The 24,332-nt window shown below is 65.8% G+C and carries 23 protein-coding genes and 1 pseudogene; 13 read left to right on the top strand and 11 right to left on the bottom strand.

Translation table 11 applies throughout. The annotated features are described in order from the left end of the window. Window positions 1-422: 422 nt before the first annotated feature. On the top strand, window positions 423-629 hold the full coding sequence (locus MJO58_RS18670) for a hypothetical protein (protein WP_036470305.1): 207 nt from the start codon (window positions 423-425) through the stop codon (window positions 627-629). 282 nt (window positions 630-911) lie between these two features. Beyond that, on the top strand, window positions 912-2,144 hold the full coding sequence (locus tag MJO58_RS18675; protein WP_090603965.1) for a sodium-dependent bicarbonate transport family permease: 1,233 nt from the start codon (window positions 912-914) through the stop codon (window positions 2,142-2,144). Between the two features lie 5 nt (window positions 2,145-2,149). On the opposite strand, the gene hemW is transcribed toward MJO58_RS18675, so the two are convergent. Then, the gene (gene hemW, locus MJO58_RS18680; protein WP_090603966.1) at window positions 2,150-3,322 is read right to left on the bottom strand and encodes a radical SAM family heme chaperone HemW; all 1,173 of its coding nucleotides are present in this window, start codon (window positions 3,320-3,322) and stop codon (window positions 2,150-2,152) included. A gap of 509 nt (window positions 3,323-3,831) precedes the next feature. On the opposite strand from hemW, the gene MJO58_RS18685 reads away from it, so the two are divergent. From MJO58_RS18685 to MJO58_RS18700, 4 genes are read left to right on the top strand one after another with little or no spacing between them, the layout of a single operon-like run. Then, on the top strand, window positions 3,832-5,502 hold the full coding sequence (locus MJO58_RS18685; protein ID WP_239720448.1) for a nitrite/sulfite reductase: 1,671 nt from the start codon (window positions 3,832-3,834) through the stop codon (window positions 5,500-5,502). After that, window positions 5,499-6,242 (top strand): phosphoadenylyl-sulfate reductase, encoded by a 744-nt coding sequence (locus MJO58_RS18690; protein ID WP_090603968.1) that lies wholly within the window; start codon window positions 5,499-5,501, stop codon window positions 6,240-6,242. Before MJO58_RS18685 ends, MJO58_RS18690 begins: the two co-directional genes overlap by 4 nt. Window positions 6,243-6,255: 13 nt before the next feature. Beyond that, window positions 6,256-7,005, top strand: a complete 750-nt coding sequence (locus MJO58_RS18695; protein ID WP_434086248.1) for a sirohydrochlorin chelatase — start codon at window positions 6,256-6,258, stop codon at window positions 7,003-7,005. Window positions 7,006-7,043: 38 nt separating this feature from the next. Then, the gene (locus MJO58_RS18700) at window positions 7,044-7,373 is read left to right on the top strand and encodes a hypothetical protein (RefSeq protein ID WP_090603970.1); all 330 of its coding nucleotides are present in this window, start codon (window positions 7,044-7,046) and stop codon (window positions 7,371-7,373) included. Here MJO58_RS18700 and MJO58_RS18705 read toward each other — a convergent pair whose 3' ends face one another. The 5 genes from MJO58_RS18705 to MJO58_RS18725 all read right to left on the bottom strand — a co-directional run bounded on the left by MJO58_RS18705 (window position 7,374) and on the right by MJO58_RS18725 (window position 11,697). Next, window positions 7,374-8,438 carry a sulfate/molybdate ABC transporter ATP-binding protein gene (locus MJO58_RS18705; protein ID WP_090603978.1) on the bottom strand — a complete coding sequence of 355 codons (1,065 nt, stop codon included), beginning with the start codon at window positions 8,436-8,438 and terminating at the stop codon, window positions 7,374-7,376. It lies immediately after the preceding gene. A gap of 21 nt (window positions 8,439-8,459) precedes the next feature. Beyond that, a complete protein-coding gene (cysW, locus tag MJO58_RS18710; RefSeq protein WP_090603980.1) occupies window positions 8,460-9,272 on the bottom strand; it encodes a sulfate ABC transporter permease subunit CysW in 813 nt (270 codons plus the stop codon). After that, on the bottom strand, window positions 9,269-10,147 hold the full coding sequence (gene cysT, locus MJO58_RS18715) for a sulfate ABC transporter permease subunit CysT (protein ID WP_239720452.1): 879 nt from the start codon (window positions 10,145-10,147) through the stop codon (window positions 9,269-9,271). The genes cysW and cysT overlap by 4 nt, the downstream gene beginning before the upstream one ends. Next, complete coding sequence (locus MJO58_RS18720) at window positions 10,144-11,181, bottom strand: sulfate ABC transporter substrate-binding protein (RefSeq protein ID WP_239720454.1); 1,038 nt, start codon at window positions 11,179-11,181, stop codon at window positions 10,144-10,146. The genes cysT and MJO58_RS18720 overlap by 4 nt, the downstream gene beginning before the upstream one ends. A 321-nt stretch (window positions 11,182-11,502) precedes the next feature. Continuing rightward, window positions 11,503-11,697, bottom strand: coding sequence for a hypothetical protein (locus MJO58_RS18725; protein ID WP_090603986.1), 195 nt, complete (start codon window positions 11,695-11,697; stop codon window positions 11,503-11,505). A gap of 37 nt (window positions 11,698-11,734) precedes the next feature. Between MJO58_RS18725 and MJO58_RS18730 the strand changes: the two genes are divergently transcribed. The 3 genes and pseudogenes from MJO58_RS18730 to MJO58_RS18740 all read left to right on the top strand — a co-directional run bounded on the left by MJO58_RS18730 (window position 11,735) and on the right by MJO58_RS18740 (window position 15,726). Continuing rightward, complete coding sequence (locus MJO58_RS18730; RefSeq protein ID WP_434086250.1) at window positions 11,735-12,979, top strand: FAD-dependent oxidoreductase; 1,245 nt, start codon at window positions 11,735-11,737, stop codon at window positions 12,977-12,979. Window positions 12,980-13,184: 205 nt separating this feature from the next. Then, window positions 13,185-15,095, top strand: a pseudogene (locus tag MJO58_RS18735) (glycoside hydrolase family 15 protein); the annotation flags it as partial. Between the two features lie 49 nt (window positions 15,096-15,144). Further along, on the top strand, window positions 15,145-15,726 hold the full coding sequence (locus MJO58_RS18740; RefSeq protein WP_239720458.1) for a hypothetical protein: 582 nt from the start codon (window positions 15,145-15,147) through the stop codon (window positions 15,724-15,726). A gap of 66 nt (window positions 15,727-15,792) precedes the next feature. Here MJO58_RS18740 and MJO58_RS18745 read toward each other — a convergent pair whose 3' ends face one another. The 3 genes from MJO58_RS18745 to lepA all read right to left on the bottom strand — a co-directional run bounded on the left by MJO58_RS18745 (window position 15,793) and on the right by lepA (window position 18,536). Next, window positions 15,793-16,041, bottom strand: a complete 249-nt coding sequence (locus MJO58_RS18745; RefSeq protein ID WP_090603997.1) for a hypothetical protein — start codon at window positions 16,039-16,041, stop codon at window positions 15,793-15,795. Continuing rightward, window positions 16,038-16,247 (bottom strand): hypothetical protein, encoded by a 210-nt coding sequence (locus MJO58_RS18750; protein WP_239720461.1) that lies wholly within the window; start codon window positions 16,245-16,247, stop codon window positions 16,038-16,040. Before MJO58_RS18750 ends, MJO58_RS18745 begins: the two co-directional genes overlap by 4 nt. Before the next feature lie 378 nt (window positions 16,248-16,625). Further along, window positions 16,626-18,536: a translation elongation factor 4 gene (gene lepA, locus MJO58_RS18755; RefSeq protein ID WP_239723344.1), complete on the bottom strand. Its 1,911-nt coding sequence runs from the start codon at window positions 18,534-18,536 to the stop codon at window positions 16,626-16,628. A gap of 62 nt (window positions 18,537-18,598) precedes the next feature. Between lepA and MJO58_RS18760 the strand changes: the two genes are divergently transcribed. Next, window positions 18,599-19,201: a type II toxin-antitoxin system PemK/MazF family toxin gene (locus MJO58_RS18760; RefSeq protein WP_090603999.1), complete on the top strand. Its 603-nt coding sequence runs from the start codon at window positions 18,599-18,601 to the stop codon at window positions 19,199-19,201. 83 nt (window positions 19,202-19,284) lie between these two features. Here the strand turns inward: MJO58_RS18760 and MJO58_RS18765 are convergent, their stop codons facing one another. Further along, window positions 19,285-19,713, bottom strand: a complete 429-nt coding sequence (locus MJO58_RS18765) for a CBS domain-containing protein (RefSeq protein WP_239720463.1) — start codon at window positions 19,711-19,713, stop codon at window positions 19,285-19,287. Window positions 19,714-19,910: 197 nt separating this feature from the next. Here MJO58_RS18765 and MJO58_RS18770 point away from each other — a divergent pair, with 197 nt between their 5' ends. The 3 genes from MJO58_RS18770 (at window position 19,911) to MJO58_RS18780 (ending at window position 23,938) form a co-directional block, all read left to right on the top strand. Beyond that, on the top strand, window positions 19,911-20,753 hold the full coding sequence (locus tag MJO58_RS18770) for a ribonuclease Z (RefSeq protein WP_090604006.1): 843 nt from the start codon (window positions 19,911-19,913) through the stop codon (window positions 20,751-20,753). 2 nt (window positions 20,754-20,755) lie between these two features. Further along, window positions 20,756-21,805: a glycosyltransferase family 9 protein gene (locus tag MJO58_RS18775; RefSeq protein ID WP_239720466.1), complete on the top strand. Its 1,050-nt coding sequence runs from the start codon at window positions 20,756-20,758 to the stop codon at window positions 21,803-21,805. Window positions 21,806-21,997: 192 nt separating this feature from the next. Continuing rightward, the gene (locus MJO58_RS18780) at window positions 21,998-23,938 is read left to right on the top strand and encodes an EspK C-terminal domain-containing protein (RefSeq protein ID WP_239720468.1); all 1,941 of its coding nucleotides are present in this window, start codon (window positions 21,998-22,000) and stop codon (window positions 23,936-23,938) included. Between the two features lie 28 nt (window positions 23,939-23,966). Here MJO58_RS18780 and MJO58_RS18785 read toward each other — a convergent pair whose 3' ends face one another. Further along, window positions 23,967-24,329: a YbaB/EbfC family nucleoid-associated protein gene (locus MJO58_RS18785; protein WP_239720470.1), complete on the bottom strand. Its 363-nt coding sequence runs from the start codon at window positions 24,327-24,329 to the stop codon at window positions 23,967-23,969. Window positions 24,330-24,332: the final 3 nt, after the last annotated feature.

A 24,332-nucleotide genomic window follows, 5' to 3' on the forward strand; every position in this document is an offset into this window, starting at 1 on the left:
GCGGCCGCGCCGTTTCCGCAGGCAGGCGCCGCGAAAGCCATGGCATGAGAATCCGTTGAGCGGACCTCCCGGAGCCAGCGTGAGGCCTAAACGTTTGCCCCTGGTTCACCTGCCTAGCGCATAGGAAAGGGCTACCATGGCTGTGTTCCCCGTACCATCACTGGCTCCGACGCGGACTGCATGGGGGCTCGCCAGGCCGACCGGCGCGGAGAAGGGGCCCGGCAGGGGCCAGAAGGGGGTAGTCCGGTGAACCTCTACCTCGAAGGATTCGGACCACCCACGAATTCCGGTGCCGGACCACCCGTGCCGGACGTTTCCTACGGCCGCTGACAGAAAAACGTAACGAAGGTTTAATCCGGCCGGTGCGGACCACCCAGCAAATGCCCGCTCGCGATTAAAACCCATCGACTGAGAGGAACATTATGTTCGTGATCAGGCTCGCGAACGGCGAGGAAGTCCAGGCATCGGACGGCGACGAGCTCGAAATTAACCAGGAAACAGGCGTGCTTACGGTTTCCCGGGTCGATGGATTCGAAGAAATTACGACGCATTACTCGCCGTCCGCATGGCTGTCGGTGACCCACCGCAAACGGGGCGCCGGCGTCCGGCCCTCGCTAATATCCGGTTGAGCGGCGACACGCTAATCCTGACAGTAAATGCACAGCGAACTCACACCAGATTCACGCTAATCCCACCTTACCCGGTCCTACCAGCACCGCTGTGACCACGGGTTTTGGGATCCACGGCCATTTCGGCGCGGCTTGGAACGACATGCACAATTCGGGTCAGATCCGAGTGGCGGTTTGGCAGCGGCAGAGCTAAATTTTCCACGGTCGTCGGGACGTTCGTGGTAGCCCCCGCTTGCGGACGGTGCTTCCCCCGGACCACCGGACGGAAAAAGAGAGGCACCAATGCTGCAAGAGTTCTGGCATAACTTCACGCATAACCTGTTCAAACCGCTTCTGCTTTTCTTCTACTTCGGATTCCTGATTCCGATCTTGAAGGTGCGATTCGAGTTCCCCTATGTGATCTATCAAGGCCTCACCATGTACCTGCTGCTGGCTATCGGCTGGCACGGTGGTGAGGAACTCGCCGAGGTCAATGCCTCCAGCGTTGGGGCGATCGTCGGATTCATGGTGCTGGGCTTCGTACTCAACTTCGCGATCGGCATCGTCGCTTATTACCTGCTCGGTTGGCTGACCAAATTGCGCAGGATCGACCGTGCGACGGTCGCCGGCTACTACGGGTCGGACTCTGCCGGGACGTTCGCCACGTGTGTGGCGGTCCTGGCCGCGGTGAACATCGCCTTCAATGCGTACATGCCGGTGATGCTGGCCGTCATGGAGATTCCCGGCTGCCTGGTGGCGCTCTACTTGGTGGCTCACCTGCGGCACCAAGGAATGGACGCGGCGGGCAACATGGCCGACGAGCCCGGCTACGCGCCGGTCAAGGTCGGCGTCGGGCCCGGCACCGCGGCACGGCCTCCGCAGGGCCAGAGCCTGGAGACCGAGCGTGCGATCGAGGAGGAACTCGAGCTCTCGCTGGAAAAGGGCGAGCGCACAGACGAACTCGACGTCAGCCCGGGCGTGCAGCTCGCCACGAAGAAGCCGTCCATCTTCTCCCGCGAGTTGTTCCGGGAGGTGTTCCTCAACCCCGGGCTGGTGCTGCTGATCGGCGGGATTGTGATCGGCCTGATCAGTGGTCTGCAGGGCCAAAAGGTCGTGCAGGACGACGACAAGTTCTTCGTCCTGGCATTCCAGGGCGTGCTGTGTCTGTTCCTGCTCGAGATGGGCATGACGGCCTCGCGCAAGTTGAAGGACCTGCGAACGGCGGGACCCGGTTTCATCTTCTTCGCGGTGCTGGCCCCGAATGTCTTTGCCACGCTGGGGATCATCGTCGCCTGCTTCTACGCGAGCCTGACCCACACCGACTTCAAGACGGGCACCTATGTGCTGTTCGCGGTCTTGTGCGGCGCGGCGTCCTATATCGCGGTGCCGGCGGTCCAGCGATTGGCAATCCCCGAAGCGAGCCCGACGCTGCCGTTGGCCGCGTCATTGGGTCTGACGTTCTCCTATAACGTCACGATCGGCATCCCGCTCTACATCGAGATCGCCCGCGTCGTCGAAGGGTGGTTCGGCGTTTGACGCCCTCACCCCAGCAGGGTCCGCACGACCGCGTCGGCCAATAGCCGGCCGCGCGGGGTGAGGACCAGCCGGTCGCCGTCGGCCACCAACAAGCCGTCAGCGACCACGGTTTCGGCTCGTTCGCGTTCGGCGGCGTTCAGCCTGTCCAGCGGAAGCCCTTGGCGCATCCGGGTTTTCAATAGCACGTCCTCGGTGTGCGATGCCTCGGCGTCCAATTGCTCGAAGCCCGCCACGGGTAGCGCGGAATCCGCCAGTAGCTGCGCGTATGCGTTGGGGTGCTTGACGTTCCACCAGCGGGTCGCGCCGACGTACCCGTGCGCACCCGGTCCCGCACCCCACCACTGGCCACCATCCCAGTAGCTGACGTTGTGCCGGCACTCGCCGCCCGGCCGAGACCAGTTGGACACCTCGTACCAATCGAATCCGGCCGCGGACAGCCGCTCGTCGAGCAGCTCGTAGCGGTGGGCCAGCACGTCGTCGTCGGGTGCGGCCAGCTCACCGCTGCGTACCCGACGCGCCAGCGCGGTCCCTTTCTCGACGACCAGCGCATACGCGGACACGTGGTCGACGCCGGTCGCGATCGCCGTATCGACCGAGCGCAACAGCTCGTCGTCGGTCTCCCCCGGCGTGCCGTAGATCAGGTCAAGGCTGACGTGCTCGAAGCCGGCCTCCAGCGCCTCGCGGGCCGCGGCCGCCGACCGGTTCGGCGTGTGAATCCGGTCGAGGACGCCCAGCACGAAAGGGGACACCGACTGCATGCCGAGCGACACCCGGGTGTACCCGGCCGCTCGGGCGGCCTCGAAGAAGTCCGGCCAGGCCGACTCCGGGTTGGCCTCCGTGGTGACCTCGGCATCCGGCGCCAGCACGAAGTGCTCGCGGACCATGTCGAGCAGCGCGACGATGCGCGCAGGGCCCAGCAGGGATGGCGTCCCGCCGCCGACGAACACGGTGTTCACCGTCGGTGCATCCAGCCGCGCGGCGGCCAGCGCCAACTCGCTGCGCAGCGCCTGCAGCCAGGCGTCCGGGTTGACGCCGCCCAGCTCGGCGGGCGTGTAGGTGTTGAAATCGCAATACCCGCACCGGGTTATGCAGAACGGGACGTGGAGGTACATCCCAAACGACCGTCCAGGACTCCGCTGTATGCCGGGTAGCTCGACCGGTGCCGCGCGAAGGGCCATGCCAAATGATTGCACGTTCGCCAGGTCCGGCCGGCGGCTCGAGCAACGCGTGGGTGAGCAAATTCACCCGGCGCCCTGGCGCGGCGGCGTCGGCCAGCTCTGCACTACCGCGTGCGGACGCGATCGGCGCTGTTCACCCCGGCCGGAGGCCGATTGACCACGTCAGACGCTGGGTGCATTGGCCTCTCAGGGATTTCTCGGTTTTGTCTATTTGATTACCCAGGATTGCCGGGTAGTTTTGCTCACCGTGAGGGCAAATTTGACCTGGTGGCGCTGGCCGCCGGTATCCATGGCAGAATGGGCGCGTGACCGCCTCCCAGCCCAGCCAGCGCATCGCGCTGGTGGTTCGGCGGCACATCGATCTCAAACGTGTCTGCAGCGGTAGCTGTCCGGCTTGATGTCGTAGACCCGCCCACCTGTACGTCCAGCTGGCGCCGGATCTGCGCCGCCGTCATTGGACCGGTGAGTCGCGCTTCCACGCCTGCACAGCCCGCGAAGGAGATCTTCGAATGACCACAGCCCGTCCCGCCAAGGCGCCTCGCAGTGAGGGCCAGTGGGCACTGGGAGAGCGCGAGCCGCTGAACCCCAACGAGGAGTTCAAGCAGGCCGGCCCCCCGCTCGAAGTGCGCGACCGCATCTTGAACACCTATGCCAAGGACGGCTTCGACAGCATCGAGAAGAACGACCTTCGTGGCCGGATGCGCTGGTGGGGTTTGTACACCCAGCGTGAGCAGGGTTACGACGGCAGTTGGACCGGCGACGAGAACATGGACAAGCTCGAGGCCCGGTACTTCATGATGCGGGTGCGCTGCGACGGCGGCGCCCTGTCGGCCGGCGCATTGCGCACGCTGGGCCAGATTTCCACCAAGTTCGCCCGCGACACCGCCGACATCTCCGACCGGGAGAACGTGCAATACCACTGGATCCAGGTGGAGGACGTCCCCGAGATCTGGCGGCGGCTGGCCGAGGTCGGATTGCAGACCGCCGAGGCGTGCGGCGACTGCCCGCGCGTGATCCTCGGCTCACCGCTGGCCGGTGAGTCCCTCGACGAGGTGCTCGACCCGACCTGGGCGATCGAGGAGATCGTCAAGCGCTACATCGGCCAGCCCGAATTCGCCGACCTACCGCGCAAGTACAAGACCGCGATCTCGGGTTTGCAGGACGTGGTGCACGAGGTCAACGACATCGCGTTCATCGGTGTCAACCACCCGGAGCACGGCCCCGGTCTGGACGTGTGGGTCGGCGGCGGGTTGTCCACCAACCCGATGCTGGGCCAGCGCCTCGGCGCGTGGGTGCCGCTCGACGAGGTGCCGGAGGTCTGGGCCGCGGTCACCTCGGTGTTCCGCGACTACGGGTACCGGCGGTTGCGGGCCAAGGCGCGGCTGAAGTTCCTACTCAAGGACTGGGGCGTAGAAAAATTCCGTGAAGTTCTCGAGCAGGAGTACCTCAAGCGCCCGCTGATCGATGGCCCGGCCCCCGAGCCGGTCACACACCCGATCGACCACGTCGGAGTGCAGCGGCTCAAGAACGGACTCAACGCGGTCGGCGTCGCCGCGATCGCGGGCCGGGTTTCCGGCACCATCCTTTCCGCGGTGGCCGACCTGGCCGAACAGGCGGGTTCGGACCGGATCCGGTTCACCCCCTACCAGAAGCTGGTCATCCTCGACATCCCCGACGACAAACTCGACGAGTTCGTCGCGGGCCTCGAGGCACTTGGGCTGCAAGCGAACCCATCGCACTGGCGCCGGAACCTGATGGCCTGCACCGGGATTGAGTTCTGCAAGTTGTCCTTCGCCGAAACCCGGGTCAAGGCACAGACTCTGGTGCCAGAGCTGGAAAAGCGCCTCGATGACATCAACTCGCGACTCGACGTGCCGATCACCGTCAACATCAACGGCTGCCCCAACTCGTGTGCGCGAATTCAGGTCGCCGACATCGGCTTCAAGGGCCAGATGGTCGACGACGGCGATGGAAACTCGGTCGAGGGCTTCCAGGTACATTTGGGCGGCAGCCTCGGGCTGGACAGCGGATTCGGTCGAAAGCTGCGCCAGCACAAGGTGACCAGCGACGAGCTGGGCGACTACATCGATCGGGTGGTGCGCAACTTCGTCAAGCACCGCAGCGAGGGAGAGCGATTCGCGCAGTGGGCACTTCGCGCCGAGGAGGGCGATCTGCGATGAGCACCGAAACGACCGACCCGGAATACGCCGCACTGCGTGAGCTGGCCGCCCGGGGCGCGGCCGAACTCGAGGGCGCCAGCGCCACCGACCTGTTGCGCTGGACAGATGAGAACTTCGGCGGTATCAACGGCCCGCGCGGCTGGGCGACCTGCAACTACGTCGTCGCCTCCAATATGCAAGACGCCGTGCTGGTGGATCTGGCGTCCAAGGTGCGCCCCGGCGTGCCGGTGCTGTTCCTGGACACCGGCTATCACTTCGTCGAAACCGTCGGCACCCGTGATGCGATCGAATCCGTCTATGACGTGCGGGTTCTCAATGTCACGCCGGAGCACACGGTGGCCGAGCAGGACGAACTGAAGGGTAAGGACCTATTCGCGCGGGACCCCGGCGAGTGCTGCCGGCTGCGCAAGGTCCTCCCCCTGGGCAAAACGTTGCGTGGTTACTCCGCCTGGGTGACCGGGCTGCGCCGGGTCGAGGCACCCACGCGCGCGAACGCGCCACTGATCAGCTTCGACGAGGCATTCAAGCTGGTGAAGATCAACCCGCTGGCGGCCTGGACCGACGAGGACATGCAGAACTACATCGAAGAACACGATGTGCTGGTTAATCCGCTTGTCTACGAAGGCTATCCGTCGATCGGCTGCGCTCCCTGCACGGCCAAGCCCGTCGAGGGCGCCGACCCGCGCAGCGGACGCTGGCAGGGGCAGGCCAAAACCGAATGCGGACTGCACGCGTCGTGACGCGCCGGCGACGATGCAGAGCGTAGCGATGAGGAGGAGTGGCGCCATCAACCCCACGCTCGTGCTGACCGCACACGGGAGCAAGGATCCACGGTCGCGGGCCAATGCCCGGGCCGTCGCCGACCAGCTGGTGCGATTGCGGCCGAAGCTGGATGTGCGACTGGCATTCCTGGAACACAGCTCACCGAGCCTGGCCGACGTACTCACGTCGGCGGATGGACCGGGGGTCGTCACCCCGTTGCTGTTGGCCAGCGCCTACCACGCCCGCGTCGACATCCCCGCCCAGATCGCCAATTGCGGTACGACACAACAAGTGTGTCAGGCATCGGTGCTCGGCGAGGACGACCGGCTGGTGTCAGTGCTGCGCCGGCGCGTCACGGAGTTGGGTGTCTCGCGCCTCGATGACAGCGTCGGTGTCCTCGTGGTGGCGATCGGCACATCGGACCCGGCGGTCAACGCGCGCACCGGCCGGGTGGCACCAAAGCTGTTGGCGGACACGGGTTGGGCGGGGGCAACCACCGCGTTCGCCACCCAACAAGAACGTTCGCTCTCCGAAGCGCTGGGCAGGTTGCGCCGCCAAGGCGCCCAGCGCGTGGTCGTCGCGCCGTGGTTCCTGGCGCCGGGACTGATCCCCGATCGGGTGCAGAGATTCGCAACCAAGACCGGCATCGAGATGGCGGCCCCGCTGGGAGCCCACCGCTTGGTGGCCGAGACGGTGCTGGATCGCTTCGCTGCGGCGACCGCCGCCCAGATCGCGGCCTGACAGTACATCAACGTCACCTGCCGCACTAACATGGCGCAATGGGCGATCGCGGCGCGCACGGCCTTGCCGAGCATCTGGCCGGCCTGCCCCACTTCCACGTCGTCGCCCTGAACCGGAACAACGAGGTCATCTACAGCGACGGCCTGACGTGGCCGGGCGCCGAAGGATTCGCCGCGGACCTGATTTCACCGGCGCCGGGCGCCCCGGTCCCCGAGGTGGAACTCGAAGCGGTGTGGATCATCGAAACCGATCCGCGAAGGTGCCCCTTTGCCCATGGCGACGACACCGCCGAATCCGACGAGCTGACGGTCACCGAATACATCGAGCGGGTGACCCAGCAACCGCCCTACTGGGCGGCGGGGCCGTAGTCAGGCCGAGGTCAGTGTGCTCTGATCTTCGCCCGCCGGAACGGCATCCGCGATGACGGGCGGCACGCGGGTGGCGCGCACATAGACGGTGTCCCCGTCCTTGAGGGCCAGCGCCTCGGCGTCACCCCGGGTGATTTGCGCGGTGAAACTGCCGCCGGTGGCCGCGCTGGTCAACTCGACGCGCACCTCGAATCCCAGTGCCACGACGCGGTCGACGGTAGCGCGGACGACTCCGATGGATTCGGCGGTGCCGTCACCGCCGGCGATCGCCATCTCGGGATTGCGACCGACCCGAATGTCATGCGGGCGAACCAAACTGCCGTTCAGGGTCGAGACCGCACCAAGGAACGACATGACGAACGCGTTCGCCGGGGCGTCGTAAACCTCGGTCGGGGACCCGACCTGCTCAATACGGCCCTTGTTGAGCACCGCGATCCGATCGGCGACGTCGAGCGCCTCGGCCTGGTCGTGAGTGACCAACACCGTGGTGACGTGGACCTCGTCATGCAGCCGGCGCAGCCAGGCCCGCAGATCCTCGCGAACCTTGGCGTCCAGCGCCCCGAACGGTTCGTCGAGCAGCAGCACCTGCGGGTCGACGGCCAACGCGCGTGCGAGCGCCATCCGCTGTCGCTGACCGCCGGAGAGCTGGTTGGGGTAACGACCCTGAAATCCGCTGAGCCCCACGACTTCCAGCAGGTTGTCGACCTTCTCCTTGATTTCGGCTTTGGGCCGCTTGCGAATCTTCAATCCGTACGCGACGTTGTCGCGCACCGTCATGTGCTTGAACGCGGCGTAATGCTGGAACACGAATCCGATGCCGCGCCGCTGCGGTGGCACCCGGGTGACATCACGGCCGTTGATCGTGATCGTGCCGGTGTCGGGCTGGTCGAGACCGGCGATGGTGCGCAGCAGGGTCGACTTGCCGGAACCGCTGGGGCCGAGCAGGGCCGTCAGCGAGCCGGTGGGGACCACGAAGTCCACATGCTGCAATGCGACGAAATCGCCATAGCGCTTATTGACGTCGCGCACGGTGATCGCGAGGTCGCCGGTTTTGGCGTCGGTCATGTCCGAATCTCCTTGTCAGGCCTAGCTCGCCGCTCGTGCCCGGCGGGCATCGAGAATCACCTGGACGATGAGCACGGCCACGGCAACGCCCATCAACAACGTCGACAACGCATAGGCGCCGTATTCGGCCCCGCGGTTGTAGCGATCCGAGACCAGCAGCGTCAGTGTCTGCGACTTGCCCGGGAGATTGGACGACACGATGGTCACCGCACCGTATTCGCCCAGAGTGCGAGCGATGGTCAGCACGATGCCGTAGGTCAGGCCCCACCGGATGGACGGCAGCGTGATCCGCCAAAACGTTTGCCACCAGCCAGAACCCAGGGTGGCCGCGGCTTCCTCCTGGTCGGTTCCCAGCTCATGCAGCACCGGCTCGACCTCGCGCACCACGAACGGCAGCGTGACGAAGATGCTGGCAAGTACGATGCCGGGCAGGCCGAAGATGATTTTGAAACCCAGGTCTCGTTCCACGAAGCCAAGCGCACCGGCCGAACCCCACAGCACGATCAACGCGACACCCACCACGACGGGCGAGACGGCGAACGGCAGGTCGATAACCGCCTGCAGCACACCCTTACCGCGGAATCTGTTGCGCGCCAACACAAGTGCGGTGGGAATTCCGAAGAACACGTTTAGTGGCACCACGATGGCCACCACCAGCAGCGACAAGTCCAGCGCCGATATCGCGGCCGGGGTGCTGATCCAGTCGACGAACTGACCGAACCCGGGGGCAAACGTCCGCCACAAGATCACCGACACCGGGATGATCAGCAGCACCGCGACGTAGGCCAACGCGACATACCGAGTGAGGTAACGAACCCAGCCAGACGATGTCACTGCGCCCGCTCCTCGTGCCGGGCCGCCCGCGCACCGACCAGGCGTAGGGCGAACAGCACCACAAACGAAAGCAGAAGCAACACAATCGATATCGCTGCCGCTCCGGTGCGGTCGTCGTTCTCGATCAACGTGCGGATCCACTGCGACGACACTTCGGTCTTGCCCGGCACCGCGCCGCCGATCAGTACCACCGAACCGAATTCGCCGATGGCCCGTGAAAAAGCCAGGCCGGCACCGGACAACAATGACGGCAGCAGCGACGGCAACACGACCGACGTGAAGACCTTCGGGCCGCTGGCGCCCAGCGAGGCGGCGGCCTCCTCGGTTTCCCGGTCGATTTCCAGTAGCACCGGTTGAACGGCGCGCACCACGAAGGGCAGCGTGACGAACGCCAGCGCCACCGCCACACCCCACGCGGTGTGCTGAAGATGCAGGCCGACCGGGCTGTTTTTCCCGTAGAGAGCCAGCATGACCAGGCTGGCCACGATGGTCGGCAACGCGAACGGCAGGTCGATGACCGCGTCGACGAGACGCTTTCCGGGGAAGTCGTCACGCACCAACACCCAGGCGATCAGCAGGCCGAATAACAGATTGACCACCGTGACGGCGACGGAGATGGTGAGCGTCACCCGAAACGAGTCGATCGCGGCATGCGACGTCACGGCCTCCGCGAACGCCCGCCAGCCGCCACCGGCAGCCTGCCACACAATGGCAGCCAGCGGCAGCAGCACGATCACCGAGAGCCACAGCGTCGCCACCCCGACGCGCAGCGACGAGGTGCCGCGGCGCCCGAAAGACCGCGCGACCAGTAGATCGCCGGGTTCGTCGGGCTCGGGCCGAACCGCTTCTGGGTCCGGGGTTGTCGTCACGGTCATCCGGTGGCCTTCGTATAGATCTTGGTAATGCTGCCGTTGCTCTTGTCGAAAAGCTGCGGATCGACCGTGGCCCAGCCGCCCAGGTCAGCGATCGTCCAAAGCTTCGGCGGCAACGGGAACTGGTCGGCGAATTCGGCGGCGACCGACGGGTCGACGGGCCGAAAACCGGCCTGCGCCCACAACTTCTGCGCCGCGGCCGTGTATTGAAAGTTGCGGAACGCGGTGGCCACGTCTTGGTGCGGGCTCGTAATCACCAGCGCCAGCGGGTTTTCGATCTTGAAGGTCTGCGGTGGGGTGATGTGCTCGACCGGCTTGCCTTGTCGCTCAGTGGCGATGGCCTCGTTCTCGTAACTGATCAACACGTCGCCGCTGCCCTGGACGAAAACGTCGGTGGCTTCTCGTCCCGACCCGGGCCGCAATTTCACGTGGTCTCGCACCAAGTTGCTGATGAAGTCGATTCCCGCTTGGCCATTGCGGCCGCCCTCACTCTTAGCGGCATATGGGGCGAGCAGATTCCATTTGGCCGAGCCGGAACTCAACGGGCTGGGCGTGATGACCTCGACGCCGGGCCGCAGCAGGTCATCCCAATCTTTGATGTTCTTCGGATTGCCCTTGCGCACTACGAAAGTCACCACCGAGCCGAACGGGATGCCCTTGGTTGCGTCGGTGTTCCAGTCTTTGGAAACCTTGCCCGCCTTGACCAATCGGGTCACATCCGGCTCCACCGAGAAGTTCACCAGGTCGGCCGGCTTGCCTTCGGCAACTCCACGGGACTGGTCACCGGAGGCGCCGTACGAGGTGATCACCTGCACACTCTTGCCCTCTTCGGAGTTGTTGAATGCGGGAATCACCTTGCTCCAGCCGGGTTCTGGAGCGGAGTAGGCGACCAGGGTGATCGTGGTATGCGCGCCCGAGGGCCCGCTGCCGCCGACTACATCGCTGGGGCCGCCGCCACAGGCCGCAACGACACCGACGATCAGTGCGAGCGCGACGAAAGACCGCCAACGCGGTGCGCCGGCGTTGTCGATAAGCATTGACGGCCTTTCGGTGCGGGCTTACGGATATCGGTCCGTTGCTGCGGAAAGGCAATCAAAACGTCAGGGGAATTCGCGAACTCCCTACCAAACCGCGCACGGGTGGTAGTCAGCGACAACAGTGCACGAGGACATCACATTCCGGGGCTTCGGATGTCAGGTGCATGGCGCGAAGCCTAACAGGAATTCGCCGACCCGCCACCGGACCGGGTGGCATGGCAAGTCGGCGCGCCCGCCTCAGTGCGTCACCCACCACGCGACGATCACCAGTACTACGAGCGTGACGAGAACCAACGTCACGTGAGAACGAGGCATCGCCGGTTACCTGGGCGTCCCGTCGGTCTGACGCGCGCGCTGCATCAGTTCGATGCCTTTGCTGAGCACGGCGTCCAGCGCCACCGCCGCGATGTAGGCGACCGCCAGCACGACGGGCATCACCACCATGGCCTGCAGCACGAAGGGAAGTCCGGAAATCCACAGCTCATTTCCGTCCCACCAGTTGAGAAACCCGTTCACCCGGCTCACACTAGGCGTCCGAGCTGTGGAAACACCAATGTGGCAAGATCGGCGGGTGCCGGTCGCATCCGAGAAAACCACTTGTGTCATCGCCGGCGGCGGTCCGGCCGGAATGGTGCTCGGCCTGCTGTTAGCGCGGGCCGGTGTACGAGTCACGGTGATGGAAAAACACGCCGACTTCTTGCGCGACTTCCGAGGCGACACCGTGCACGCAAGCACGCTACGCCTGCTCGACGAACTCGGTTTGGGTTCGCGCTTCACCCAGCTTCCGCATCGCCTGATCGACACCATCCACTTGCAGATGCAGGACCAACCGCTGAACCTCGACTTGTCCCGGCTTCCGGGTGCGCACCAGCACATCGCGCTGGTGCCGCAGTGGGACTTCCTGGAGATGTTGGCCACCGCGGCCGAGGCGGAACCCACTTTCCGGTTGCTGCGCAGCACCGAAGTGACCGGGGTGGTGCGCGACGGCAACCGCGTCACCGGCGTCACCTATCGCGACTCCAACGGCGACAGCAAGCAAATGCGCGCCGTGCTGACGGTGGCCTGCGACGGGCGCGGGTCCACGGTCCGCTCCGCGCTCGGATTCCAACCGCGGCGGTTCGGCGCCCCGATGGACGTGTGGTGGTTCCGGTTGCCCCGTCATGCCGACGACCGCAGCGGGCTTGCCGGCACGTTCGTGGCCGGGCACGGGATCATCATGATCGACCGCGGCGACTACTACCAGATCGCCTACATCATTCCCAAGGGCGCCGACGCCGACCTACGACGCCAGGGCATCGAAGCGTTACACCGGGTGCTGGTGGATCTGGTGCCCTGGCTGGCCGACCGAGTCGGCACGCTGACGTCGTTCGATGACGTGAAACTGCTTGACGTGCAACTCAATCGGCTCCGCCGGTGGTACACCGACGGCGCCCTGTGCATCGGCGACGCCGCACATGCGATGTCACCGGTCGGCGGCGTCGGGATCAACCTCGCCGTCGCCGACGCCGTCGCCACCGCGCGCCTGCTGGCCGATCCGCTGCGAGCCGGCCGGGTTTCCACCCTGGAGCTGTTACGGGTGCAGGTGCGCCGCTGGGTACCTACGGCGATCATCCAGGCGGTGCAACGGACGATCCACGCCCAAGTGGTCGCCGACGTGGTGGCCGGCAGCACTGCCGAAGCCCCCCGGGGCGTGCGACTGGCCGGCCGGCTGCCGTCGTTGCGGCGATTCGTTGCCTACCTCGTGGCGATCGGTCCACTGCCCGAGCACGCACCGAAATTTGCCCGGCCGAACGGGTAATCCGCCGACCGTGGCTGCACCGCGGCCGCCGGACAAAAAATGGACGGCAAGCGGTTCGACAGATGATGATGTCGAGATGGTCATGCACGCCGAACCCGCCGACCAGCCCGCCAACGGGGAGCCCGAGCAGGCGTTGGGGTCCGCGCGCCAATCAGCGCTGGCCTCGCCGCTCGACTTCAGCGCCTCGGCCCCGTTCACCTCCAGCAGCGCGCTGCGCAACCCATTTCCGCCGATCGCCGACTACGCCTTCTTGTCCGACTGGGAAACGACGTGCCTGATCTCCCCCGCCGGTTCGGTCGAGTGGCTGTGCGTGCCCCGGCCGGACTCGCCGAGCGTGTTCGGCGCGATCCTGGACCGCAGCGCCGGCCATTTCCGGCTCGGCCCGTACGGCGTCTCGGTGCCCTCGGCCCGCCGGTACCTGCCCGGCAGCCTGATCATGGAGACCACGTGGCAGACCCATACCGGCTGGCTGATCGTGCGCGACGCGCTGGTGATGGGTCCCTGGCACGACATCGAGCGCCGGTCGAAGACCCACCGCCGTACGCCGATGGACTGGGATGCCGAGCACATCCTGCTGCGCACGGTGCGCTGCGTCAGCGGCACCGTCGAGTTAGTGATGAGCTGCGAACCGGCGTTCGACTACCACCGCATCGGCCCCGCGTGGGAGTACTCCGCCCACGCCTACGGCGAGGCGCTCGCTCGCGCCAGCAAGCAACCCGACGACCATCCGCAGCTGCGCCTGACCAGCAACCTGAACATCGGGCTGGAGGGCCGCGAAGCGCGGGCACGCACCCGAATGAAGGAGGGTGACGACGTGTTCGTCGCCCTCAGCTGGACCAAGCACCCGGCGCCGCAGACATTCGAAGAAGCCGCCGACAAAATGTGGCAGACCACCGAGTGCTGGCGGCAGTGGATCAACATCGGCAACTTCCCCGACCATCCGTGGCGGGCCTATCTGCAGCGCAGCGCGCTCACTCTGAAGGGCTTGACCTACTCCCCCACCGGCGCGCTGCTGGCCGCCAGCACCACTTCGCTGCCGGAGACCCCGCAGGGTGAGCGCAACTGGGACTACCGCTACGCGTGGATCCGCGACTCGACCTTCGCGTTGTGGGGCCTGTACACGCTGGGCCTGGATCGTGAGGCCGACGACTTCTTCGCGTTCATCGCCGACGTGTCCGGCGCCAACAACAACGAGCGTCATCCGCTGCAGGTGATGTACGGAGTCGGTGGCGAGCGCAGCCTGGTCGAAGAGGAACTGAACCATCTTTCGGGTTACGACCACGCGCGGCCGGTGCGGATCGGCAACGGCGCCTATGACCAGATCCAGCACGACATTTGGGGCTCGATACTGGATTCGTTCTATCTGCACGCCAAGTCACGCGAACAGGTTCCCGAGACGTTGTGGCCGGTGCTCAAGAAGCAGGTGGAAGAGGCGATCGCGCACTGGCGCGAGCCCGATCGCGGCATCTGGGAAGTGCGCGGGGAGCCGCAGCACTTCACGTCGTCGAAGGTCATGTGCTGGGTGGCACTCGACCGCGGATCCAAACTGGCCGAGCGGCAGGGCGAGAAGAGCTATGCCCAGCAGTGGCGGGTCATCGCCGAGGAGATCAAGGCCGACATTCTCAAGAACGGCGTGGACTCCCGCGGTGTGTTCACCCAGCGCTACGGCAGTGACGCGCTGGATGCCTCGCTGCTGCTGGTGGTGCTGACGCGATTCCTGCCGCCCGATGACCCGCGGGTACGCAACACGGTGCTGGCCATCGCCAACGAACTCACCGAGGAAGGCCTGGTGCTGCGCTACCGGGTCGAGCAGACCGACGACGGGCTGTCCGGAGAGGAAGGCACGTTCACGATTTGCTCGTTCTGGCTGGTGTCCGCACTGGTCGAGATCGGCGAGGTGGCCAGGGCCAAGCGGTTGTGCGAGCGGCTGCTGTCCTACGCCAGTTCGCTGCATCTCTACGCCGAGGAGATCGAACCGCGCACCGGCCGGCACCTGGGCAACTTCCCACAAGCGTTCACCCATCTGGCGCTGATCAACGCGGTCGTACACGTGATTCGCGCCGAGGAGGAGTCCGACGGCTCCGGGATGTTCCAGCCCGCCAACGCGCCCATGTAGCGAAAGTCATTACTCAGCAAGGTAATACACTCGACACGATGGGCGGGCGATGAGCGCGGCGATAAAGACGGTGGCCCTGGCGTGCGCGACGATCGCGTGGCTGACCGGGTGTGGCGCTGATAGTGGCGACTCGACCGCGACGTCCAGCTCGGCGACAACCAGCAAGCCGCACTCCAACTGGACGCGTCCGGCCGCACCGCCCGACCCGCAGACGTTACTGCACGCGGGATCGGTTGCGGTGGCGGCGGTTCCGAATGGCACGCTGACGTTGATCAGATCCCAAGAGACCGGATCGTGGCGGGTCTTGGTGGCCACGAACGACGGAACGAACCAATCGATGGATGTGTCCGACGACGGCGTCACCCTGATGGTCGGTCCGACGCCGGCGAACCAGAGCGACTCCGACAAAGCCCAAACCCGCGCTCGGGTGCAGGCCGCGAAGATGGATTACCGTGCCGCGGCGGAAAAAATTCTGGCAACCATCGCGGGCGCCTCGATCAGCGAGCTGAGCCTGGGCGACAGCAACGGCACCACCGCGTGGCAAGCCGTGGCCTGGGACAGCTACATCGTCGAGCACCGGGTCACGATCGACGCGGTGTCCGGCGTCGTGATCGCCAATAAACAGGTGTAGAACGGCCTCGAGGGCTTGCGTTCTCGGTGAGCACTCGAAACAGTTGCCACGACAACGAGATCCGCGTCAGGTTAACCGGCTTCTGACATGGAAGAGGGCGAGGTCGACGCCCTGCTTCTTCGCAAGATCACCCTCGAGTTGGAGTCTGGACGAGACCTGTTCCAGCTCGTCGAGTAATCCTTCGACTTTGCCGCGTTGAGTGCGTTCGGTGCGGGTGGTGCCTCCGAGGAGTGTGGTGAGGGAACGCCAGCCCCGCTCCGTGGTGACCACTGTCACAATGTAGGCGGCGATCCCGATCAGAATCCCGTACCTCATCGTTGCGCTTCCCGAGCTTCTTGCGCTTCTCGTTTGAGCCGCAGATAGCGGTGCAGCAGAGTATGCGATGCGTCGAGGCTTTTCCACGCCTCGTAAAGATGCTCACTTTCAGGGTGCCTTCCGGCCAGGTCTCGAGCTTGCTTGGCGGCCGGTGTCACCTTGTCCAGCAGGCAACGAACCTCAACCTCAACCTCAACATCAGTCATGCTGTCCCCCAGGATGTGGTCGATACTTCCTCAACTCGCACCCATATACCCAAGAGGCGGCAGGAAAACTCCCGGCCAGCCGGGAGTTCACCGATCTCGAACGACATGTGGTCGCCACAGCGAACCCCTTGAGCAAATCCCCGGCCGTCGGCGACCTTCTCGAACGCCGATGACGCGGGGCGCGTAGAGCGGGAACGGCCCGCCTGAGCGACGGTCTAGATACTCGGTGAGCGTCAGCTGGCGACGACGGATGACGCCCGTGACATCTCGGTGTCGATCACCTTAATTTCTGCTGGGCGTTGACATGGCTGATCGCCGAAGTACACCCGGTGGTCAGCAAGACAGCTGTCAGCGGCGCCACGATGCACCACCGGCTGCTCATTTCTTGGCTTTGTCCCCCGCGGCGTCGGTGGACAGCGCCGCCACAAACGCCTCCTGCGGGACATCCACGCGCCCAATGGTTTTCATCCGCTTCTTGCCTTCCTTCTGCTTTTCCAGAAGTTTGCGCTTGCGGGTGATGTCTCCCCCATAGCACTTGGAGAGCACGTCTTTGCGAATCGCGCGGATGTTCTCGCGCGCAATGATTTTCGATCCGATGGCGGCCTGCACCGGCACCTCGAACTGCTGGCGCGGAATCAGCTCTTTGAGCTTGGTGGTCATCTTGTTTCCATAAGCGAACGCCGAATCCTTGTGCACGATCGCGGAAAACGCGTCTACCGCCTCGCCTTGCAGCAAGATGTCGACCTTGACCAACGACGCCTCCTGCTCACCGGCCTCTTCGTAATCCAGGCTGGCGTAGCCGCGGGTGCGCGACTTTAGCGAGTCGAAGAAGTCGAAGATGATCTCGCCCAACGGCATCGTGTAACGCAGTTCGACGCGCTCCGGTGACAGGTAGTCCATGCCGCCCAGCTCCCCGCGGCGCGACTGGCAGAGCTCCATGATGGTGCCGATGAACTCGCTGGGCGCGATGACGGTGGTCTTGACCACCGGCTCGTACACCTCGCGGACCTTTCCTTCGGGCCAGTCCGACGGGTTGGTCACCACGATCTCGCTGTCATCCTCTTTGATCACCCGGTACACGACGTTGGGCGACGTCGAGATGAGATCCAAATCGAACTCGCGCTCCAAGCGTTCGCGGGTGATCTCCATGTGCAGCAAACCCAAAAAGCCACAACGGAATCCGAAGCCCAGTGCCACCGACGTCTCCGGTTCGTAGGTCAGGGCGGCGTCGTTGAGTTGCAGCTTCTCCAGGGCATCGCGCAGATCCGGGTAATCCGACCCGTCCACCGGGTACAGCCCCGAGTAGACCATTGGCTTGGGTTCGCGATACCCGGTGAGCGCTTCTTTGGCGCCGTGGCGGGCCGTCGTCACGGTGTCACCGACCTTCGACTGGCGAACGTCCTTGACGCCGGTGATCAGGTAGCCCACCTCCCCGACCCCCAGGCCCGCGCTGGGCTTGGGTTCGGGCGAGACGATGCCGACCTCGAGCAGCTCGTGGGTGGCACCGGTGGACATCATCGCGATGCGCTCGCGGGGCGTGATCTTGCCGTCCACCACGCGGACGTAGGTGACCACGCCGCGGTAAATGTCGTAGACGGAGTCGAAGATCATCGCGCGCAGCGGCGCGTCGGCGTCACCCTGCGGCGGCGGCACCTCGCGCACCAGGTGGTCGAGCAAGTCGGCCACGCCCTCGCCGGTCTTGCCGGAGACCCGCAGTACGTCGCCGGGTTCGCAGCCGATGATGTGTGCGATCTCGCCGGCATAGCGGTCCGGGTCGGCGGCCGGGAGGTCGATCTTGTTGAGCACCGGGATGATGTGCAGGTCGCGGTCCAGCGCCAGGTAGAGGTTTGCCAGGGTCTGGGCCTCGATGCCCTGTGCCGCGTCGACCAACAGCACCGCGCCCTCGCACGCCTCCAGCGCGCGGGACACCTCGTAGGTGAAGTCGACGTGGCCCGGGGTGTCGATCAGGTGCAGGACGTAGTCGGTGCCGTCGAGCTTCCAGGGCAGCCGGACGTTCTGCGCCTTGATGGTGATGCCGCGTTCCCGCTCGATGTCCATCCGGTCCAGGTACTGCGCACGCATGGACCGCTCGTCGACGACGCCGGTGAGCTGAAGCATCCGGTCGGCCAGGGTGGACTTGCCATGGTCGATGTGAGCGATGATGCAGAAGTTCCTGATCTGCGCCGGCGCGGTGAAGGTCTGGTCGGCGAAACTGCTGATGGGGATCTCCTGGCGGGTGCTGTTGATGCTGGTTGACCGGCGGTTCGCGGGTACGTCCAGGGTATCTATGCGAGCTGGTCGGGACACACTCGGACACAGTCGCACCCGTCCCCGACGACTATGCTGCGACTATGGCGTCCAGCCGGAAATCGCAGTGGAAGACCTTCCAGCGGTTTGCCCAGAACGTCGTCGTCTACGGGGTTCCGCGATTCATCCAGCAGGTTCAGACCGCGCACGCGGTCTACCGCGAGATAGAGCAAGTCGTCAAAACCACCGCGAACGCGCGGGCCTCCAGCGGCGACTCGCAGGCGACGTCGATCACCGCGGGCCGGCCGGTGACCAGCGACAGCTTTCCGACCGCGCAACGGGCCCGCAAAGTGGTGTACGCCCCGGACCTGGACGGGCGAGCCGATCCCGGGGAGATCGTCTGGACGTGGGTGGCCTACGAGGACGACCCCACCCAAGGCAAGGACCGCCCGGTCCTCGTCGTCGGCCGCGACCGCAGCGTCCTGCTCGGACTCATGCTGTCCAGCCAGGCGCGCTGTGCCTCCGACCCGGATTGGGTCGGGATCGGCGCCGGCGACTGGGATTACGAGGGCAGGGAGAGCTGGGTGCGGCTGGATCGGGTGCTCGACGTGCCCGAAGAGGGCATTCGCCGTGAGGGCGCGATCCTGAAACGCGAGGTCTTCGACGTGGTGGCCGCGCGCCTGCGTACCGACTACGCCTGGCGCTGATCAGTCCGGTCCGCCCAGCGTGCAACCACCGCCAAGAATCGGCGGAACTTTCGCACTGAGAGCACGCTCGGCGAGACGCGCGCTCAGCCCTGGGTGATGTAGGACTGCAGCTGCTGCTGTTCGGCCTGGAGCTCTTCCATGCGCGTCTTGACGACGTCCCCGATGCTGACGATGCCGATCAGCTTCTTGCCGTCGAGCACGGGCACGTGACGCACCCGGTTCTTGGTCATCAGCACGCTGACCTCGTCGACCGTGTCGGACTTGGTGCACGTCGCAACGGTCGCGGTCATGATCTTGGAGATCGGGCGGGTGAGCATGCTGGGGCCATGCGCGTGCAGTTGGCGCACGACGTCGCGCTCGGACACGATGCCGACCACTCCCTCATCGCCGACCACCACCATGGCGCCGATGTTTTGCTCGGCGAGGCCGGCGAGCAATTCCCGAACCGTCGCGTCGGGATTGATCGTGGTGACCGCCGCGCCCTTGTTCCGCAAAACGTCCGCTATCCGCATCAAGCCTCCAGCTGGTTGTGATCTGCTTCACATAGGCTACGGCTATCTCGCGCGGCGGGAAAGCCAACGCGAAAACCGGCCGCCGATCAGCGATCGAACCCGCGGATCCGCGGGCAAACGCGTGTCTGACAACGGCCGATCCCATTGTTCAACTGAATGGGCCACAATCCGCCGACGCGTCTTGAAGGATGAGGGCCATGATCGAGATCACCCTGTTGGGCACCGGCAGTCCTATACCCGACCCGAACCGTGCGGGACCGGCGACGCTGGTGCGGGCCGGTGGACAGGTGTTCCTGGTGGATTGCGGGCGCGGCGTCCTACAGCGCGCGGCGGCCGTCGGCGTGGGCGCCGCGGGGTTGTCGGCCCTGCTGCTCACCCACCTGCACAGCGACCACATCGGCGATCTCGGCGACCTGCTGATCACGCGGTGGATCACCACGTTCACGCCCGACCCGGCGCCGTTCCCGATCATCGGGCCGCCCGGCACCGCGGAGACGGTCGAGGCGACGCTGAAGGCGTTCGGCCACGACATCGGTTACCGGATCGCCCATCACGACGACCTGAACACGCCGCCGGCGATCGAGGTACACGAGTACACCGAGGGCCCGGTGTGGGACCGCGATGGCGTCTCGATTCGAGTGGCTCCCACCGACCACCGGCCGGTCGCGCCGACCATCGGGTTCCGGGTCGACGCCGATGGCGCCTCGGTGGTGCTGGCCGGGGACACGGTGCCGTGTGCGAGTCTGGACGAGCTGGCGGCCGGGGCAGGCGCGTTGGTGCACACCGTGATCCGTAAGGACATCGTCACCCAGATCCCGCAGCAGCGGCTGCAGGACATCTGCGACTACCACTCGTCGGTCGAAGAGGCCGCGGCCACCGCAGCCCGCGCGGGGGTCGGCACGCTGGTCATGACGCACTATGTGCCGGCGCTGCTGCCGGGACAAGAAGAACAGTGGCGGACGCTGGCCGCCCAGGAATTCGGCGGGCGCATCGAGCTCGGCGACGACTTGCACCGGGTCGAAGTCGCGCCGCGCCCGTAGCCATGGGTGGTGGCCCGAGCGCACGTGCGCCTCACGACGACGAGCATTGGGCAGACGTCGAACCCGGCACGCTGGCCCATCTGCTGCGGGCACGCAGGCCCGCGTTGTATTTCACCGCCAACATCGGCGACTCGGTCATGACGCTGCCGACCGTGCGCGCATTGAGCGCAATGTTCGACGCCCCGCTGACGGTGCTCTCTCCCAAGGTCTCCTTCGACCTCTGTTTTGGCGAGGTGTGCCCCCGCCTCGTCGACGTCACCGGCGTACCGGAGACGGGGCCGACCGCGCTTCCCGTTCGATCCCCCGACTCTGCGGCCTTGGCCGCACGGCTCGGCCCCGTCGACGTGCTCATCAACGCCGTCAGCACCAACCTGCCCATGGACACGTTTCGGGATCTGCAACGCCGCGTTGCCCCCACCACCACGATCGGCTTCGCCGGTGACTACGCCGAATACGACATCACGATTCCCAAACAGGCGTGGCACGCCTGCGACCTGCTGTTCAAGTTGGCGCGGCTGTTCGACCCGTCGCTGCGGATCGAGGACTACGCCCAGCCGGTGGCCATCGCGCCGTCGGTAACCGAGACTGCCCGGTCGATGCGTGCCGCGGTACCGGCCGAGACCAAGGTGTTGGCCGTGCACGCCGATACCGATTGGAAGGAAAAACGTTGGCCCGTTACACGATTCATCGATCTGCTGAACCGGTTCTTGTCGCGGCGGCCCGACTTCGTGGCTTGGGTCGTCGGGATGGGACACGAGGACCTCAACGCCGGGCGCGAACGCGACCGCATCATCTCCCATCTCGGGCTTCCGCTCGATCTGAGCATGAGCATGGTGGCCCACGCGGATCTCTTCCTGGGTATTGACTCCTGCATGCTGCATGCCGCCGATCTGGCGCAGGTTCCGGGCGTTGGACTGTTCGGGCCGACGCGATCGGCGACATGGGGATTCAGATTCGGGCCACACCGGCACCTCGATCAGCGACGGATGGCCGACATCGGCGTCGACGAGGTGCTCGCTGCATTGGAAGACATCGCCGACGAACAGGTCTAAACCATGGCCGTTGCTCATCTCCCGTTAACCGAAATCCGGCTCGCGACGATGAGTCCGCTGGCGCATTTTGGCGGAATTACCTTGCCCTCGCCTCGATTAAGCTTATTGACCAAGCGCGCCAAGCCCGCGACCGTTAAGTTGCTGGCCGCCGGCCCCGATGCGGGGGTTCGGCATCGGGAGAGGACCTAGGGTATGGGCATCGTCAGGCCGACGGGCGGGTTTGCCGAAGGCATGCTCGACGGCGGCGGATGGCCCGATGTCGCAGAAGACGCGTTTTACGACCGAGCCCGGCAGTACATGCAGGTGTTGCGGCAAGTAACCGACGTCCTGGACACCTTCCGACAGCAGCAGGGCGAGATCTTCGCCAGTGGCCTCTGGTCGGGCGGCGCCGCCGCAGCCGCCAACGGCCAGGTCGAATCCAACATCGACGAATTGGTAACGCTGCAAAACGATTTGGCCACCGCGATCACCTGGCAGCGCAAAGTCGCCGGATCGATCGAGCAGGCGAAATTGGACATCGGCGACAACGTGGAGGCTGCGCACCGGCAGATCAAGCTGATCGAGCAGGATTCCAAACTGGAACCCGCCGAACGAACCGCCGCCATCAATTCGGTCGTCGCCGCGACGCGTACCGCCAACGTCAGCGTGGTCCAGGGCACTGCGGAGCAGATTCTGGAGAGCAAGGACTGGAAGCCGCCCGAGCGCGCGCTGCAGGATCTGCTCGACCAGAAAGCACCGCCGGACTCCTCGCCTCGCGACCCACTGCTGGGTGATCGCGACCGGGACGGCCGTTCCTGGGGACAGGGTTCACCGGATGGCGCCGCGCAGCCGTCGACTGCGGCTCCCCCGCCAACCACCGCCCCACCGCCGGCAACGGTCATGGCCCCGGCCCCGGTTGCGCCGCCAGCGCCGGCAGCCAGCACTGGCGGGACCGCCCCGGCAGTGCCGCCGAGCGCACCGAAACCGTTGAGCCCGGCGGAGTCCGCGCCACCTGTCGGCGCGGGCGGCCGCAACACCGGCATGCCTGCCGCGCCGGCGGCGCCGGCTGCGCAGTTCGCGGGGCCGCGGGACACCGGTCCCGCGATGGCGCCCGCGTCGGCGACCGGCATGCCGGCGGCACCGGCCGGACCGCGCGGTGCCGCCGCGGGATCGAGCGCGGGAGCGGGATCGAATGCGCCGGTCGGGCAGAACCCTTCCGGTGCGTCGCCCAGTACCCGGCCGGCGTCGGCCCATTCGTCACCGCGCAGCGCGGCCGCCGCGCGCCCGAAGCCGGCTGCGGCTCAGCACACCGACTCGGATGCTGGTGCGGCAGTTCCGGTTTCGGCAGCACGCGCCGAACGCGACGCCGCCGCCGACGCGACGCGCCGCGGCGAAGCCGATCCGCTAGTGCTGGCGCGGCGCATCGCGGCCGCGCTCAATGCGCCGGATAGCGGCGGCGCAAACCATTTGAAGTTCTTCTGGGTAACGGCGGTGACCACCGAGGGCGTCATCGTGGTGGCCAACAATTACGGACTGGCTTACATCCCCGACGGGGTGCGGTTGCCCGAACAGGTACGCATGGCCAGCGCCGAGCAGGCGATCCCGGCCACCGAGCGGGCGCGCTGGGCCACCTACCCGACGATCGCGGTGCAAGGTTGGGCCGAACACCGAAATACCAAGCTGCGAGCGGTGATTGCGACCGACGAGCAGTTCGCCGATTCGGACCCCGGGGTGGCCAAAGTCGTGCTGAAACCCGAGGACATCCCACAAAGCGGCGCGATGGCCGGCCGGTCCCGGCTGGAGGTCGTTGATCCTGCGGCGGCAGAGCGCCTGGCGGAAACTCCCGATTCGCGGTTGGCCAGCCTGTTGCCCGCGCCGCCGGCCACCGCGCCCACCGACGGGCGCTCGAAGTTGTGGCTCGAGGTGATCAGACCGTTGGCTAGCCGGGCGACGGGGCGATCCGCAGCACACTTGCGGGCATTCCGCGGCTACGCCGCCCACGCGCAAGAGGTGATCCTCGGCGAGGCGAGGTCGGCGGCCGACCCGGTTGCCCAACGTTTGGCCGTCGCAGACTGGCTGTACTGGAAGCACGTCACCGAATTACTCGACGTCGCTGTCGCCCCGTCAGCACCGAAGGTGCCGGTCAAACCCTGACCGCTGCGGCACACCAAAAGCGTTGCGGCTACTCGGGTTTGGCTTGAATCGCGCTCGTCGCTGCGGTGATCGAGTCGGCCAGCTGCCCCAGCGACTCGAGCAATCTTTCATTTTCGGCCTCGACCACTACCGCCGCCGTGGCTTGCGCGTTTTGTATCGCCTCGTTGACCCGCAGCGCCACCGTCTCGATGCCCAGTCGCAGCAGCCCGTCCTCGATGTGCAAGCTGGTAAGCCATTGGTGCCCGTCGACCGTCACCTGAACGGTCCCGGACTCATCGGAGCCCCTGAAGGATTCGGCGTTCAGATTGTCCGCCTGCGCGTCCCCCATCGACTGAACCTGCTGCGCCATACGCAGCATTTCAGCCACTACCGGGTGCATCTCGGTGTTCATGTG

Source organism: Mycobacterium lentiflavum, assembly GCF_022374895.2.
Classification (GTDB): domain Bacteria; phylum Actinomycetota; class Actinomycetes; order Mycobacteriales; family Mycobacteriaceae; genus Mycobacterium; species Mycobacterium lentiflavum.